Genomic DNA, 15,634 nt, shown 5'->3' on the forward strand with positions numbered 1-15,634 from the left:
CTCAGAGCGGAAGCTGGGCGCGGGCCGTCTTCTGCGTCCGGCGGACCCGCAGTTCCCGGGCGTGCACCCGGCGGCGCGCGGCCCGCGAGATCTTCCGGCGTCCCTCGGCGTCGAGCGGCTGCGGCTGCGCGATCGGCTGCATCGGGTTCATACCAGGTCCGATGCACGGTCCGGGCGTTTGGTTCCGCCGTACGCCGGAATTCCGCGGCCGCCCGTCCTCCGGCGGGGACTGTTCGGCGCAGATTCGGAGCGGCTGGGCGATACCACGGTTCCCGTGGCGGGGTCGGCGTTGGTAGAAAGGTAACCGGGCGCGCCGGCGCGCCGAAGCCAGCGATGAGGAGTCGTCGACGTGACGAATGCAGAGTCACCCCAGGCCGAGGGCCAGTCCGGGGCCCAGTCCGAGGCACTGTCGAACCTGATGCACGAGGAGCGCCGGTTCGAGCCGCCCGCCGAGCTCGCCGCGAACGCGAACCTCAAGGCCGACGCCTACGACCGGGCCGCGGCCGACTTCGAGGGGTTCTGGGCGGAGCAGGCCAAGCGGCTGACCTGGGCGACCGAGCCGACCGAGACGCTGGACTGGAGCAACCCGCCGTTCGCGAAGTGGTACGCCGACGGCAAGCTGAACGCGGCGTACAACTGTGTCGACCGGCATGTCGAGAACGGTCTCGGCGACAAGGTCGCGTACTACTTCGAGGGCGAGCCCGGTGACACCCGCGAGATCACGTACGCGCAGCTCAAGGACGAGGTCAGCAAGGCCGCGAACGCGCTGCTCGAGCTGAACGTCAGGCCCGGCGAGATCGTCGCCATCTACATGCCGATGATTCCCGAGACCGTGGTCGCGATGCTCGCCTGCGCCCGGATCGGCGCGCCGCACACGGTCATCTTCGGCGGCTTCTCCTCGGACGCGCTCAAGGGCCGCATCCTGGACTGCGACGCCCGAGTCGTCATCACCTCCGACGGCGGCTACCGCCGGGGCGCCGCGTCCGCACTGAAGCCGGCCGTCGACGCCGCGCTGGTCGACTGTCCGGACGTGCGCAACGTGGTCGTGGTGAAGCGCACCGGCCAGGAGACCGCGATGACCGACGGCCGCGACCTGTGGTGGGAGGACTTCGTCGGCAAGCAGTCGACCGAGCACACTCCGGAAGCGTTCGACGCCGAGCACCCGCTGTACGTGATGTACACGTCCGGCAGCACGGGCAAGCCGAAGGGCATCCTGCACACCACGGGCGGCTACCTCGTCGGTACGTCGTACACGCAGTGGGGTGTGTTCGACCTCAAGCCGGACACCGACGTCTACTGGACCGCGGCCGACATCGGCTGGGTCACCGGCCACAGCTACATCGTGTACGGCGCGCTCGCGAACGCGACCACCTCCGTGCTGTACGAAGGCACGCCGGACACGCCGCACCAGGGCCGCTGGTGGGAGATCGTCCAGAAGTACAAGGTCTCGATCCTGTACTGCGCGCCGACCGCGATCCGGACGTTCATGAAGTGGGGCGCCGACATCCCGGCGAAGTTCGACCTGTCCTCGCTGCGGGTGATCGGGTCGGTCGGTGAGCCGATCAACCCGGAGGCCTACGTCTGGTACCGCGAGCACATCGGCGGGAACAACGCGCCGGTCGTCGACACCTGGTGGCAGACCGAGACCGGGATGCACATGATCTCGCCGCTGCCGGGTGTGACCGCCGGGAAGCCGGGTGCCGCGATGCGGGCGATCCCGGGTGTCAACGTGGACGTCGTCGACGACGCGGGCAAGCCGGTGCCGGACGGTTCCGGCGGCTACCTCGTCATCACCAAGCCGTGGCCGTCGATGCTGCGCACGCTGTGGGGCGACGACCAGCGGTTCGTCGACACGTACTGGTCCCGCTGGCCGGGCGTGTACTTCGCCGGTGACGGTGCGAAGAAGGACGAGGACGGCGACCTGTGGTTGCTCGGCCGGGTCGACGACGTGATGAACGTGTCCGGTCACCGGTTGTCGACGACCGAGATCGAGTCCGCGCTCGTCTCGCACCCGAAGGTCGCCGAGGCGGCTGTGGTCGGCGCGTCCGACCCGACGACCGGCCAGGCGATCGCGGCGTTCGTGATCCTGCGCTCGGAAGCCGGCGACGGCGGACCGGACGTGGTGCAGGAGCTGCGCAACCACGTCGCGAAGGAGATCGGCCCGATCGCGAAGCCGCGCCAGATCATGGTCGTCTCGGAGCTCCCGAAGACCCGCTCCGGCAAGATCATGCGCCGGCTGCTCCGCGACGTGGCCGAGAACCGCGAGGTCGGCGACGTCACCACGCTCGCCGACTCCACGGTGATGGACCTGATCAAGACCAACCTGGAGGCGGGCAAGTCCGACGAGGACTGACGGTCAGAGGAACGAGGGGAGTTGTTCGAGCGCAACGACCTCGGGTGGCGGGAACGCCGCGGAGGGCCCGTTCGGGCCTTCGGCGGCGCCCCGGAGGTAGCGGTGCACGAACTGCTGCGTCGCGGTCAGCGCGCCGGCGCATTGGGCGGTCGAGATCTTCCCGTCGGTGAGGGCGTCGGCCAGCTCTTCCAGGTCCAGGATCTGGTACCGGTTCAGGGCGGGCGGAAACAGTAGGTCGACGTACATGTCGTGGACGACCAGCCCGTCGTCGGTGCGCTCGATCTCCACCAGGTCGACGTACCACCAGCCCTCGACGGGCCCCTCGAAAACAGCCGGCTTCGTCAGTTGCACCGCTTCGTCGAGCAGCAGATAACACCGGTCGACAGTCGGCCGCCCAACCACCTGGTACCGCGGCAAAATCCGCACGTCATACGCAACCACCTCGCCCCGCTGCAGCCCGGGACACCACTGCCCACTCCGGTGCAGCACCTGAACATTCATGCGGGCGCGGTGGTCAGCGTCTGCCACGGGTCCATGGCGGGAGGCTACAACAGCCCCCGGGCTACACCGGGGGCTGTTGTACGTGGATGTCAGACCTGGCCGGCCTTCTCCAGCGCCGCGCAGCAGGTGTTCACCAGCAGGCGCGTCACCTCGTACGGATCGATGTTCGCGTTCGGGCGGCGGTCCTCGATGTAGCCCTTCTTGTCGACCTCCACCTGCCACGGGATCCGGACCGAGGCTCCGCGGTCGGAGACGCCGTAGCTGAAGACGTCGTGCGGGGCGGTTTCGTGTGCTCCGGTCAGACGTTCCTCGATGCCGTGGCCGTAGCCCGCGATGTGCTCGTCGACCTTGCCCGGGGCACCGAGCGCCTCGCAGGCGGTGATGATCGCGTCGTACCCCTCACGCATCGCCTTGGTCGAGAAGTTCGTGTGTGCGCCGGCGCCGTTCCAGTCGCCCTTGGCCGGCTTGGCGTCCAGCGTCGCGGCGACGTCGTACTCCTCGGCGATGCGGTACAGCAGCCAGCGGGCCATCCACAGGTGGTCGGCCACGTCGACCGGACCCGCCGGGCCGACCTGGAACTCCCACTGGCCGGGCATGACCTCGGCGTTGATACCGGAGATCGCGAGGCCCGCCTCGAGGCACGCGTCCAGGTGCTTCTCGACGATCTCGCGGCCGAAGACCTCGTCGGCGCCGACACCGCAGTAGTACGGGCCTTGCGGCGCGGGGAAGCCCACGGCCGGGAAGCCGAGCGGGCGGCCCTCCTGGAAGAAGGTGTACTCCTGCTCGATGCCGAACCAGGAGTCCTGCGCGGCGTACGCCTCGGCAACCGGAAGGAGCTCGGCCCGGCGGTTCGTCGGGTGCGGGGTGCCGTCCACGAGGTAGACCTCGCACAGCACCAGCTTGTGGTCTCCGCCGCGGATCGGGTCCGGGCAGCTGAAGACCGGCTTGAGCACGCAGTCGGAGTTGTCACCCGGCGCCTGGTTGGTGCTCGAACCGTCGAAGCCCCAGTCGGGCAACGCGGCGCCGTCAGGCAGGATCTTCGTCTTCGAACGCAGTCGTGCGCTCGGCTCGGTCCCGTCGATCCAGATGTACTCGGCTTTGTAGCTCACCGGCGGTCCTTTCCTCACAGCCGACGCATCGGGCGGCCAGCCTGCTTCGACAGTGTCAACCAGCCATTTCGGACCTGTTGATTCGATGTGACGGGCGTGTTAACCGCGACGTGACCTGGACAACCCCGCCGGCCCTGGTGTCCTGAGTCGGGAGTTCGACGGCGCTTTCGGCGCTCAGGCACGCACCTCGCGGCACTTGCCCAGCGCCCACGATGCTCCGCATCGAGGCCACTGACCAAGCACCCCGATGCACGCACCTGACCACCGAAATCTCTCGCCGAACTCCCGACTCAGGACACTAGCATCGTGGGATGACTGTGCTTGTGGCGATCGTTCACGCCGGCCTCGCCGCCGCCTGGGTGGGTGGGATGGCGTACTCGTTGTTCGTGGTGCAGCCGAAGGTGAAGAAGTACTTCGGGGCGGACCAGGAAGGCCGCGAGATGCTGACCGCGGTGATTGCCTCGGGCAACCGGTGGAAGGTGGTCGGGCTGATCACCGCGATCGCGGTGAGTGGTGGTGGGCTGCTCGCGATCGACCACGAGCGTTGGTGGATCCACGCGGTCAAAGGGCTCCTGCTGGTGATCGCCACTGCGATCTTCTGGTACGTCTCCTGGCGGCACTGGCCGCAGCGCGTGTTCGCGACCGCGGCCGAGCTGCCGAAGCTGCAGGCCCGGCTCATCACACTCGCGACCACGATGCTCGGCCTCGCCGGTACGGCCTTCGCGCTGGGCGTCGTCGCCGTACACCTCTGAACGACCCACCGTAGTGTGCGCGGGTGGTTGCGGATCGTGGGTATTTTGACGGGGTGACCCGCCCCGCACATCCATCGTCCGCAGATCCCGCCGATCAGCCCGCCACGTACGGCGAGGTGTTCGGCGTGGCCGAGTTCCGGTGGCTGTGGCTGGCGCAGCTCGGGTCGGTGATCGGGGATCAGCTGGCCCGCGTCGCGCTCGCCGTACTCGTCTTCGACCGGACCGGATCGGCCGGGCTGTCCGCGGTCACCTACGCGCTCACCTTCCTGCCCGACATCGTCGGCGGCCCGTTGCTGTCCGGACTGGCCGACCGTTATCCGCGCCGCCGGCTGATGATCGCCTGCGACATCGCCCGGGCGGCGCTGGTCGCGGCGATGGCGATCCCCGGCGCCTCGCTGTGGATCCTGTGCGTGCTGCTGGTCGCGGTGCAGCTGCTCGCGTCGCCGTTCCAGTCCGCCCGAGCCGCGCTGTTGCCGTCGATCCTGACCGGCGACAAGTATGTCCTGGCCAGCTCGGTGTCGAACATCACCGCGCAGGCCTCGCAACTGGCCGGATTCGTGACCGGCGGCACCCTGGTAGCGGCCTTCGGCGTCGGCAACGCACTGCTGGCCGACGCCGCGACGTTCGCATTGTCGGCGCTCCTGCTGAAGCTCGGAGTTCGTGAACGCCCGTTGCCGGGTACGACGGATGCGCGCCCGGGCTGGTGGCCGTCGCTCTCGGCCGGCGCCCGCCTCGTCTGGGGCGACCGGCGGCTCAGGTACCTGGTCGCGCTGGCGTGTGTCGCCGGTTTCTACGTGAGCATCGAAGGACTTGCCGCGCCGTACGCCGCGGTGGTCGGAGGCGGACCGGCCGCCGTCGGGATCCTGCTCGCCGCCAACCCGGCCGGGCAGATGGTCGGAATGCTGCTGCTGACGCGGGCCGCGCCGGCGCGGCGGCTCACGCTGATGGGCCCACTGGCGATCGGGTCCTGTGCGCCGCTGATCGGCTGCATCGCCGAGCCGGGTCTGTGGGTGACGGTCGCGTTGTGGTTCGTTTCGGGGTTGTGTGCGTCGTACCAGTTGGCCGCGAGTGCGGCGTTCGTGCTGAACGTGCCGGATGCGCAGCGCGGCCAGGCGTTCGGCCTGGCGCGCACTGCGCTGATCGTGTCCCAGGGGGTCGGTGTGCTGGTCGCCGGAGCCGCCGCGGATCGGTGGGTACCGTCCTTGGTCGTGGCGGCCGCGGGAATTCTGGGGGTTCTTTTCGCGGCGGGCGCGGCGTACGGGCACGTCGCCGCCGCGCGACAGCCTGCGTGATGGTTCACCAGTCGTTGTTCTGCATGGCGGCGGCCTCCTCTCGCGGGATCTGGGCGCATGTGGGGTGAGCGCAGCGAGGCAATATCAGGGAAGCCATGACATTGCGTGCACATCGCGGCTACTCTGTGACAAGGACCGACTGTGAGGCGGGGGTCTTCTTCATGAGTATCCGGCATCGGCTGGCGCGGCGTCGCCTACGCCGGCGTCAGGACGTGGGCTGGAGCCCGGCCAGGTGGGCGTTGTGGTCGCAGCCCCGGAGCGTGCTCGGCTACGTCCTCGCGGTCGAACTCATCACCGTGGTGGTCGTCGCGTCGACGTTCGACCTCGTCTCGGTCACCGGCGGTGACTGGATCCGGTTGCTCGTTCTCGCGGGCGGATCGGCGATCCATCTCGAGGCCGCGCGCGATATCGAGCGGCTGCGCAAGGTCGGCGCCGAGGGCATTCCGTACGTGAACCTCAAGGGGATGTGGACCTTCGCCGGCGTCCTCATCCTGCCGCCGCCGCTCGCCGCGGCGCTGATCCTCAGCACCTACCTGCATTCCTGGTTGCGGGTACGACGGGTTCCGCCGTACCGCTCCGTCTTCACCGCGACGACACTTGTGCTGGCCGGCGCGGCAGGGGCTGTCGTCCTGGCCACGATCCGTCCCGGTGTCTACCCGGGCTACCCGTCCGGCCCGCTCGGACTCGTCGCCGTGGTCGCGGCCGGCCTGGCGTACTGGTTCGTGAACTACGCCTTGGTCGCCGGCGCGATCATGATGGCCAACCCCGACTCCCCGGGCCGCAACGCACTCGGGCGGCTTTCGGACCAGCTGATCGTGGCCGGCTCGCTCGGGCTGGGCGTCGCGACCGCCGCCTTGCTGCTCAGCCAGCCGTGGGCCGTCGCTGTCCTGCTGCTCACCATCCTCGGCCTGCACCGCGCGCTGCTGGTCGAGCAGTTCCAGACCGCGTCCCGCACCGATCCGAAGACCGGTCTGGCCAACGCCGCCTTCTGGCACGAGATCGCCCGCCGTGAGTTCGCCGGTGCCGAACGCACGAACTCCCGGCTCGGCGTGCTCTATCTCGATCTCGACCACTTCAAGGCCATCAACGACACCTACGGTCACCACGCCGGTGACGAGGCACTGAAAGCGGTCGCGGCCGAGCTGCGCCACGAGGTCCGCGACAACGACCTGGTCGGGCGACTCGGTGGTGAGGAGTTCGCGATCCTGCTCCCGCAGACCTCCGCGGCCGACACCACCCTGGCCGCCGAGCGGATCCGCCGCCGCATCGCGGGTCTGGCGGTCACCGTTGCCGCCCCCAACGGCCCGGTGCTGTGCGGGCCCATCACGTGTTCGATCGGCGCCGCGACGTACCCGGAGTCCGGTACCAGCCTCGACGAGCTGCAGATGGCCGCCGATCTGGCCATGTACCAGGCCAAGGACGCCGGGCGGAATCGCGTCGTCGCCGCACCGGCCAACGGCGAGCCGCCGCCGTCCTGATCCCTGCCGTCGGACCGGCGCGGTAGGAGATGTTTGGGTGCCTGTGCCAGGATTGCGCTTCCCGACGGAGGTGATCTGGATGGCGCAGGAGGCATTGCAGCTGCTGGTCAGCATGCACCGAATCGTGAGACATCTGCGCCGGAGCAGGACCACCACGCTCCTGCACCCGACGCAGTTCCTGGCGCTGATGCTGATCGCCGACGAGCAACCGATCCGGATCGGCGAGATCGCCGCCCGGGTCCCGTGCTCGCAACCCACCGCGACCACGACGGTCGCGGGACTGGAGGAAGCCGGCCTGGTCCGGCGCGAACCGGACCCGGTCGACGGCCGGGCGACCGCGGTCGTGCTCACCGACGCGGGTGCCGAGACGGTCGAGGCATCCGGCCGTCAGGCCGCCGAGGAGCTCGCCAACCTCCTCAGCCGCCTCGACGACGCCGACCGGACGCTGGTCCTGCAGGCAGGCGCGGTCCTCGCGCGGGTCACCGACGATCTCTAACGCAAACCCGGTACGACGGTCACCGTGTACGGCGGCGTACCGGGTGCGATGTCCAGCTGGCTGTTCACCCACAGCAGTCGGCCGTGATCGCGGGCGATCGTCGTCGGGGTCGCACCGGTCGCACCCTGGCCCGAGTCCGCGACCAGGGTCGCCGCGGTGAGATCGTCGTTCAGGATCGCGAGCCGGGTCACGTACTTCCCGCCGCCGGCGTTGTGGACGGCGTACAACCGGCGTCCTTCGAGCAGGTACCCGTCGCCGGACAGGATGCCGTTCGGGACGTCGAGGACCGTGACCTGCTTGGTGCGGAGGTCGATCCGGTACGTGACGTCCTGGCCCTGCTCGCCGACCAGGAGAACGCGTCCGTCGGTCACGATGCCGTTCAGGAAGTACGGCGTCGGCTTGATCTGGTCGCGGGCGATCCACGGTTCGAGCTCGCCGAGACCGGCGCGGGTGAGCGGTGCCCGCCAGATCTGGTTGTGCGCCGAATCGGTCACGTAGACGAAGTTTCCCGCGATCGTGAAGTCGTTCAGGAACGAGCCGTCCGACGCTTTCCGTACGGCGAGCAGGCGGCCGCGGGCGTCGTACAGGAAGAGCTTCGACGTACCTGCCCCGGCGACGAGGACCCGCCCCCAGCGGTCCAGGTGGATGCCGGTCGCCGCGGTCCGTCCGTCGCCGCCGGCCGGCAAGAACAGGCTGAGGCGGGACGAGTGGGTGGTGCCGCGGTACACCGCGCCGGTGGCGACGCTGGTGACGTACATCGTGCCGCCGGGCGTCACCGCGATCCCCTCGAGGTTCTCGCCGGGGGTGGTCGAGACGACGTACTGCGTTGGTCGGTGGACGGCTTGTGCTGTGGCCGACGGGGTGGCGGCGGCGAGGACCAGGACGGTGAGGAGCGCGAGACGTTTCATCGGGCCAGCGTGGGAGCGTACGGCGGCGCGTCGCGACCGGATTCGGTCTGAACCGAAGAGGTCTGTCCGGGTGACTTAGGGTCCGTCACAATCGGGGGATGATCCGCGTCCACTTCACCACGGCGGACCTCGGCCGGGTCACGTTCCCGACCGAGCCGCACCCGCTGTGGGAAGCCGCGCTCGCGGCCCGCGCGCTCGGTGACCGGTCGATCTCGCCGGTCGCACGGCGCTGGCGGCGTACCGCGGCACCGCGGGTGCGGGGGTCGATGCGTCCCCTCTTCAAGCTGATCTCGCCGGGCGGACTGTTTCCGGACTTCCTGATTCCGGACGTGGCCGGGCCCGGTCTGGAGCCGGCCGTCGAGGCGTTGATGGAGACGCCGGCCTCCGTCATCCGGGACGAGCTGGAGCCGTGGCTGCCGCCCGAGATCGACCGGTACATGCGGGGACTACTGGACGGACGCGCCGGGTCGCGGCGGGCGCTGGGCGGCGCGGTCCGGGACTTTCACCAGGAGGTGCTGGGGCCTTCGTCGGGGGAGTTGCAGCGGCGGTACGGCGCTGACCTCGGGATCCGGTCCCGCGCGGTGCTGCACGGTGGCACCGATGCGCTGCTGTCGTCGCTGCATCCCGACGTCGAGTGGACGGCTCCGGTGCTGACGACGTACGGGCCGGTCGACGACTGGACCGCGGACATCCACCTGAACGGCCGCGGGCTGGAGCTCTACCCGTCCCCGCTGGTCAACAACTGCCTCGCGATGGACACCCCCGGCCGGCGTCCCGTCCTCGTCTACCCCTGCGCCGACCTGACCGACCCGGACGATGCCGCCACCGACGCTCTGGCAGACCTCCTAGGTCGCACGAGAGCCGCCGTACTCCGCTCGCTGACCCACCCCGCCACCACCACCCAACTGGCCCGCCGAGTAGGCATCTCACTCGCCTCCACCTCAGACCACACCAAAACCCTCCGAGCCGCCGCCCTGATAACCACCCACAGAACCCAAGGCACAGCCCTCCACGCCCTGACCCCGACGGCCCACAACTTGCTGACCGGGGCAATTAGTTGCTTAAGGCAAAATCCACAAGATGGTTTGGCTGTGGATAACAAGATCCCTTGAAAATAAGGGGTTCTGGCTTTGAAAACTGTCGGTGGGGGTGTCTAGGCTTTGATGCATGGACAGGCCGCCGGAGTTGATGAGCGACGCCGAACTGGTGCACGCTCTCGACCAGGCCGACGCGGACCTGGCGCGTATCGAGACCCGCCGGCTGCGTCTCATCGCGGCGATGGACACCTCCGGGTACGCCGAACGGGTCGGTGCGCGGGACATGGTCCAGTACGTGGAGTTCCGCTACCGGCTCGACCACTCCCGCGCCTACCGCGACGTCCGCCTGGCCCGCGCCCTACCCAAGTACGCATCCGTCACCGCCGCCCTCCCCGACATCGATGCCGCAGAAGGGGAGACGTCTGAGGTGCCGGTGGTGCTGTTGCGGCCGGCGCAGGCCGAAGCGATCGTGACCGCCCTGGAGAAGGTCCCGACCACCGTCCCGGTCGCCGACCTCGACTTCGCCGAACAAGAACTCGTCCGCCTCGCCCGCCACCTGGCCCCCGCCGATCTGCGCAAGGCCGCTGAACAGTCTCGCGACATCCTCGACACCGACGGCCCCGAACCCGACGAACACAAAGCCGCCGCCCGCGAAACCCTCACCCTCAAAGCTGCCGACCACGGCGTGAAGTTCACCGGGTACCTGGCCAACGACAACGCCGAACTGTTCCGCACCCTGATCACCACCGGCGCCCGCCCGCACAAGACCCTCGACGGCGAGCCTGACCCGCGCTCCCGCGAAAAGCGCCAAGCCGACGCCCTCACCACCACGCTAACCCTGGCCGCGACGGCCCTCGACGCAGGCACCCCGTCTCCCACGATGCCCCGCCCCACCAGCAAGCCAGCCAGCTCCACGGAGACCAGCACGCCGGAGACCGGCTCCACGGAGGATGACTCCGCAGGGACTGGTTCTACGGCGTCAGGCTCCGCGGAGGCCGGTTCACTGGCGACGGACCAACAGCCGGTTGTGGTCGCTGGCTCGGGTACTGGTTCGAGTGGGGATGTGGGTAGGGATGTGGTGCCTGGGTTCGGGGCGAAGGCGAACCTCACCGTCACCATCGACTTCCAGGACCTGAAGGCGGCCACCGCGGACGCGATCGGGCACACCGTCTACAGCAACGGACTGTCCGCAGCCACCATCCGCCGACTCGCCTGCGACGCAGGCGTCATCCCGATCGTGCTCGGCTCCAACTCCGAGCCGCTGGACGTCGGCCGCCGCGAACGCCTCGTCACCAAGGCGATCCGCCGCGCCCTGAACACCCGCGACCGCGGCTGCGTCGTCTGCAACGCGCCACCGGTCATGTGCGACGCCCATCACCTCATCTCCTGGATCGACGGCGGCGAAACCAAGGTCGAGAACCTCGTGCTCCTGTGCCGCCGCGACCACACCGACCTGCACCACGGCCACTGGACCATCACCATCACCAACGGCAAAGTCCACGTCACCAGACCCACCTGGGCCGACCCACCACCCCGCCATCCACACAAACCACCAACCGACCCACCCCGGGCGCACGAGCCGGGTGATCGCCCCACGCCCTCGGAGCCATCGGGCGGCGGACCCACGCCCATCGGCAACCCGACAAGCCGGTCCTCAACCCCAGCAGACGATCCGTGGGGTGAAACCGCCACGCCCGCAGACGCCGTACCCGGCGTGAGACCGAGCCGCTGGCACGCCGACGAACAGACCCGCGCGGAGGCCGCCCGGTTCGCGGTCTGGGGTGAGCGCACCATGAACGGCGTCGGCGCCGGCCCGCCCTCCTTCGCCACGATCTGACCCCACCGCACTCGTACGGCCCGCGGACCAGCCGTGCCGGGACCGGTGGCGGTTCCGGCGGGATTGCAGACGTACGTCGGGCGCACCCGAGTCCACGCAGGTGCGCCCGTCGTACACAGGTCATGCGCTCAGGCGGCGCCGGCCGCCGGCACCACTAGTTGCGGTTGATGGTGAAGGTCGTGGTGGTGTTTTGGATGTCCTTGGCGTTGTTGGTGAGGGTCAGGTTGTTGAAGGTGACCGAGCCTACGGCGGGGCCTTGGCCGGGTTCTGGGAGTTCGTTGGCCCAGATGCCGAAGCCGGACTTGGCGTCGAGGGCGTCGCCGGACTTCTGGGCGCCGGAGATGGTTGTGTTGGTGAAGACGGTGTCCGCGACCGGGAACTGCGGCTGGCCGCCGACGTAGTTGGTCTGGAACATGATGCCGCTGTACGTCGGATCGACGATGTCCAAGTCGCTGACGCGGATGCCCTGGAAGATCTTCGACGCCGAGAAGACCCAGACCGCGGGGAACGCCTGGTTACCCCAGAAATGCCCGCCGGAACGTACGACGGAAACGTTCTGGAACTGTGTCGGCGGCGTCGCCCCGAACCCGTTCATCGGGATCCCGAAGTCCAGCGAACTGATCGTGATCCCGGGATAGGTGAGCATGTCCGCGGCGTACAGGTTCCGGAAGACGTTGTTCGTTCCGCCGTACACCGCGAACCCGGCGGCCCGCCAGGTCAGCGTCGCGGACAGGTTCTCGAACACGTTGTCCCGGACCTCGCCGCCGCCGTTGTCGGTGGCGTTGAACAGCGCGAAGCTGTCGTCACCCGTGGACCGCGCGTCGTTGTTGCTGACGGTGTTGCCGGCCGACCCGTTGGTCATGTTGATGCCGTCGGCAAACGTGTCCCGGATCCGCGAGTTCTTGATCGTCGACGTGTCGGTGTTCGAACCCCAGTACAGGCAGACCATGTGCTCGACCCAGATGTTGTCGATGGTCATGTTCGCCGTACCGGAGAAGTCGAAGACCTTCCCGGGACCGTCGATCCGCGACGTGTAGTTGCCGAAGTACGCGAACCCGCTGAACGTCGATCCGTTCGCGGACGCCTCGGACCGGAACCCGACGTCGGTGTTGTCCTGCGTGGTCGGCGCGTGGAACCGGGTGAACCACGGACCGGCCCCAACGACCTTGACCGCCTTGCCGTACACCTGGAACTTCGACGACGTGTCGTAGTCACCGGCCGGCAGGTACACGCCCTGCAGGTTGCTGTCCTGCCGCACCTGGTCGAGCGCGTTCTGCACGTCCTGGTGGCTGAAGCCGGCCGGCGTGACGAATCCCGCGCCGGGGTTCGGGACCGGTGTCGCGGCCTCGGTGTCGAGGAAGTCGATCGTGTACGTCAGGCTGTTCGCCGGGTCCTTCTGCAGCCGGATCTTCGTCCCGGCCGGGTACGTCTGGCCGAGCATCAGGTTGGCCTCGTCGTAGATGTGCCGCGCCGGACCGGACCCGGGTGAGTTGTTCGGCGAGGCTTCCGCGCCGTACAGCCAGGCGTACTTCGACGTCAGCGGCAACGTCTTCGCGAAGCTGCCGTTCACGTACACGCTGATCGACGACGTCTGCCCGCCGCCGCCCGACGAGTCCGGCATCGAGAACCGGGTGACGAGCGTGTTGGTGCTGGCGCGGGTGGTGAACTCGACGTACGCGCCGCTCGTGCCGAGGGTGACCGCGCGCCGCCCGGACGCTTCGCCGGCCAGGTCGCCGATGGTCCGGTTCGGTCCGATCACGGACGCGCCGCCGCCGACCGCGGCGTCTTCCGCCTCGAGGTGATCGTAAGGCATGTTCGCGCCGCGGCCGACGAAGAACGGCCGCTCACTGGTGTTGTTCGAGCGCTTCACCGGCAGCTCGTTGGCGTCGTCGGCCAGCACCACGCGCACGGTGTAGCGCCCGTTGGCGGCGGTCCAGTTGCCAAGAGCAACAGCTGGCGTGGTCGCGCCGGCGGCGATCGCACCGTTGTACGAACCGGTCAGCGTCGTCACCACGGACGACCCGTTCAGGACGGTCAGTGTGATCCCGTGCGCACCAGACGCAGAGGCGACACTGCCTTGGTTCTTCAACGACACGGAAAACGCGACGGAATTTCCGGCCGACGGATTTCCGGGCGTCCAGTTGACCGCGGCGGCCACCAGGTCCGAGCTCGCCACCGGAGTCACTACGAGCGGACCGGAAGCGGCCGCCGTGTTGTTCCCGTCGTTCTGCTCGATCACCGAGCCACCCTCGTCGACTTTGGCGCTCAAGGCGTACGAGCCCGCGTCGCGCGTCCCGATCGAGGCGCTGACCGTCGTCGATGCCCCGGCCGCGAGCGCACCGACCGCCGCCGTACCGACCTTGGTCGTGCCCAGGTAGAAGTTCACGTCGGTCGCCGCGGACCCCGCCGTACCGCCGTTGTTCACAGTCGCGCGGACCGTGATCGCGTCGGTCTCGACCGGCGACGTGGGTGTCCACGTGACGTTCGAGAGCGTGAGGTCCGGGTTCGGTGCCGGTACGCCGAGCACCTGCAGCTCCGCGACCTGCCCGGCCGGTGCGCCGGTGTTCCCGGTGAAGTTCAGCCGTACGTCGGCCACGCGCGCGCTGACCGGGACGGTCACGCTGTTGCCGCTCGCCGGATCGAAGGAATAGGTGGCCGAACCAACGATCGTGGTGAATGCGGACGCACTCTGCTCACGTCCGAGGATCGAGAACGTCTGCGTTCGCGGCCCCCACACCGGATCCGGGTTGAGTCGCACCACGATCGAGCTGAGGTCGGCGTTCGCGCCGAGCTGCGTGGTGAGCGTGGCCGGGTTGGCGTTGCCCTCCCAGTACGTCGTCACGTTGTCGTCGTTCGCGTTCTCCGGGACATAGGTGAACGTCGACCCGGACGCCGTGATCGGCTTGTGCAGCGCAAGATTGCTGCCCGGGCCGCCGCTGCCGTTGCGCGTGACCGTGTTGCTGTTCGGCGACTGGTTGCCGGCGGCATCCTTCGCTCGGACGAAGTACGACACCGACACGTTGGCCGGCTGGTTGTCCGTGTACGTGAGCCCGGTGAGGCTGGTGCGCAGCTGACCGTTCGCGTAGACGTCGTACCCGGTGACGCCGACGTTGTCGGTCGAGGCGCTCCAGGTGAGTTTGATCTGCCCGGCGCCGGGCTCGGTGAAGGCCAGGCTGCCCGGGGCGGTAGGAGCCTGGGTGTCACCGGTCGCCGGTCCGTAGACCTCGAGTTCGGAGAGTTGTCCGGCCGGCCAGCCGGTGTTGGCGGTGATCCGGATCCGGACGTACCGCGTGGTGGCGGTGCCGTAGTCGACGGTCACCGTGTTGGTCGGCGGGCTGAACGTACGCGCCGCGGACGCGGACAGGTCGGTGAAGTTCTGCCCGTCGGTGCTGCCCTGGACAGCGAAGGTCTGGTCGCGGGCGCCCCATTTCGCGGTCGGCAGCTTCAGCACGACCTGGTTGGTCGCGACCGACGTACCGAGATCGACCTGGACCCACTGCGGGAACGCGTTGTTCGCGCTCTCCCAGTAGGTGCTCTGGTTGCCGTCGGTCACGTTCGGCGCGACGTAGCTCTGGGTGCTGCTGCTGGCCGAGGCGGCCTTACCGGCGGCGAGATTGGGACCGGCGAGTACGGCGGCCTGGGCTGCCGGCGCCGGGCGGGCGAGTGGAGCCGCCGCGAGACTCGCGGCCAGCAAGGCGGTCAGCAACCGCCATTTCGGGATTCGCATGGGCCTCTCCTGGTGGGCGGGGCAGGAAGAACCGCCGCCTGAGAGTCCAAAAGTTTCGTAGGCTTGCTCAATTCTTGCGCGGCGATTGGCTCATTGTTACGGCACTGTCAACCGTGCGTCAACGGTTCGTGACAGCGAAGGGCC

Annotated in this window: 12 protein-coding genes; 7 read left to right on the forward strand and 5 right to left on the reverse strand. The window is 68.8% G+C overall.

Annotation, left to right across the window (positions count from 1 at the left end):
• Position 1: 1 nt before the first annotated feature.
• Complete coding sequence (locus E0H50_RS43120) at positions 2–151, reverse strand: hypothetical protein (RefSeq protein WP_165547296.1); 150 nt, start codon at positions 149–151, stop codon at positions 2–4.
• A 267-nt stretch (positions 152–418) separates the two neighbouring features.
• Here E0H50_RS43120 and acs point away from each other — a divergent pair, with 267 nt between their 5' ends.
• Positions 419–2,353 (forward strand): acetate--CoA ligase, encoded by a 1,935-nt coding sequence (gene acs / locus E0H50_RS25510; protein WP_131293174.1) that lies wholly within the window; start codon positions 419–421, stop codon positions 2,351–2,353.
• 3 nt (positions 2,354–2,356) lie between these two features.
• Here the strand turns inward: acs and E0H50_RS25515 are convergent, their stop codons facing one another.
• On the reverse strand, positions 2,357–2,779 hold the full coding sequence (locus tag E0H50_RS25515; protein ID WP_131292902.1) for a ribonuclease FAU-1 family protein: 423 nt from the start codon (positions 2,777–2,779) through the stop codon (positions 2,357–2,359).
• Positions 2,780–2,943: 164 nt separating this feature from the next.
• Entirely contained in the window at positions 2,944–3,963 is a 1,020-nt protein-coding gene (gene glnII / locus E0H50_RS25520; RefSeq protein WP_131292904.1) for a glutamine synthetase, read from the reverse strand.
• 311 nt (positions 3,964–4,274) lie between these two features.
• On the opposite strand from glnII, the gene E0H50_RS25525 reads away from it, so the two are divergent.
• The 4 genes from E0H50_RS25525 (at position 4,275) to E0H50_RS25540 (ending at position 7,981) form a co-directional block, all read left to right on the forward strand.
• Complete coding sequence (locus E0H50_RS25525; RefSeq protein WP_131292906.1) at positions 4,275–4,715, forward strand: hypothetical protein; 441 nt, start codon at positions 4,275–4,277, stop codon at positions 4,713–4,715.
• Between the two features lie 53 nt (positions 4,716–4,768).
• Positions 4,769–6,007: an MFS transporter gene (locus E0H50_RS25530; RefSeq protein ID WP_238151202.1), complete on the forward strand. Its 1,239-nt coding sequence runs from the start codon at positions 4,769–4,771 to the stop codon at positions 6,005–6,007.
• Positions 6,008–6,168: 161 nt separating this feature from the next.
• Positions 6,169–7,485, forward strand: coding sequence for a GGDEF domain-containing protein (locus tag E0H50_RS25535; RefSeq protein WP_165547297.1), 1,317 nt, complete (start codon positions 6,169–6,171; stop codon positions 7,483–7,485).
• 37 nt (positions 7,486–7,522) lie between these two features.
• Positions 7,523–7,981 carry a MarR family winged helix-turn-helix transcriptional regulator gene (locus tag E0H50_RS25540; protein WP_238151203.1) on the forward strand — a complete coding sequence of 153 codons (459 nt, stop codon included), beginning with the start codon at positions 7,523–7,525 and terminating at the stop codon, positions 7,979–7,981.
• Here the strand turns inward: E0H50_RS25540 and E0H50_RS25545 are convergent.
• Positions 7,978–8,889, reverse strand: a complete 912-nt coding sequence (locus tag E0H50_RS25545) for an SMP-30/gluconolactonase/LRE family protein (RefSeq protein WP_131292910.1) — start codon at positions 8,887–8,889, stop codon at positions 7,978–7,980. The two genes, E0H50_RS25540 and E0H50_RS25545, sit on opposite strands and share 4 nt — an antisense overlap.
• Positions 8,890–8,987: 98 nt before the next feature.
• On the opposite strand from E0H50_RS25545, the gene E0H50_RS25550 reads away from it, so the two are divergent.
• Complete coding sequence (locus E0H50_RS25550) at positions 8,988–10,001, forward strand: winged helix-turn-helix domain-containing protein (RefSeq protein ID WP_202868331.1); 1,014 nt, start codon at positions 8,988–8,990, stop codon at positions 9,999–10,001.
• Positions 10,002–10,056: 55 nt separating this feature from the next.
• Positions 10,057–11,763, forward strand: coding sequence for an HNH endonuclease (locus tag E0H50_RS25555; RefSeq protein ID WP_131292912.1), 1,707 nt, complete (start codon positions 10,057–10,059; stop codon positions 11,761–11,763).
• A 154-nt stretch (positions 11,764–11,917) separates the two neighbouring features.
• Here E0H50_RS25555 and E0H50_RS25560 read toward each other — a convergent pair whose 3' ends face one another.
• Positions 11,918–15,490 carry a discoidin domain-containing protein gene (locus E0H50_RS25560; protein ID WP_131292914.1) on the reverse strand — a complete coding sequence of 1,191 codons (3,573 nt, stop codon included), beginning with the start codon at positions 15,488–15,490 and terminating at the stop codon, positions 11,918–11,920.
• Positions 15,491–15,634 lie beyond the last annotated feature (144 nt).

Source organism: Kribbella sindirgiensis (assembly GCF_004331435.1).
Taxonomy (GTDB): Bacteria; Actinomycetota; Actinomycetes; order Propionibacteriales; family Kribbellaceae; genus Kribbella; species Kribbella sindirgiensis.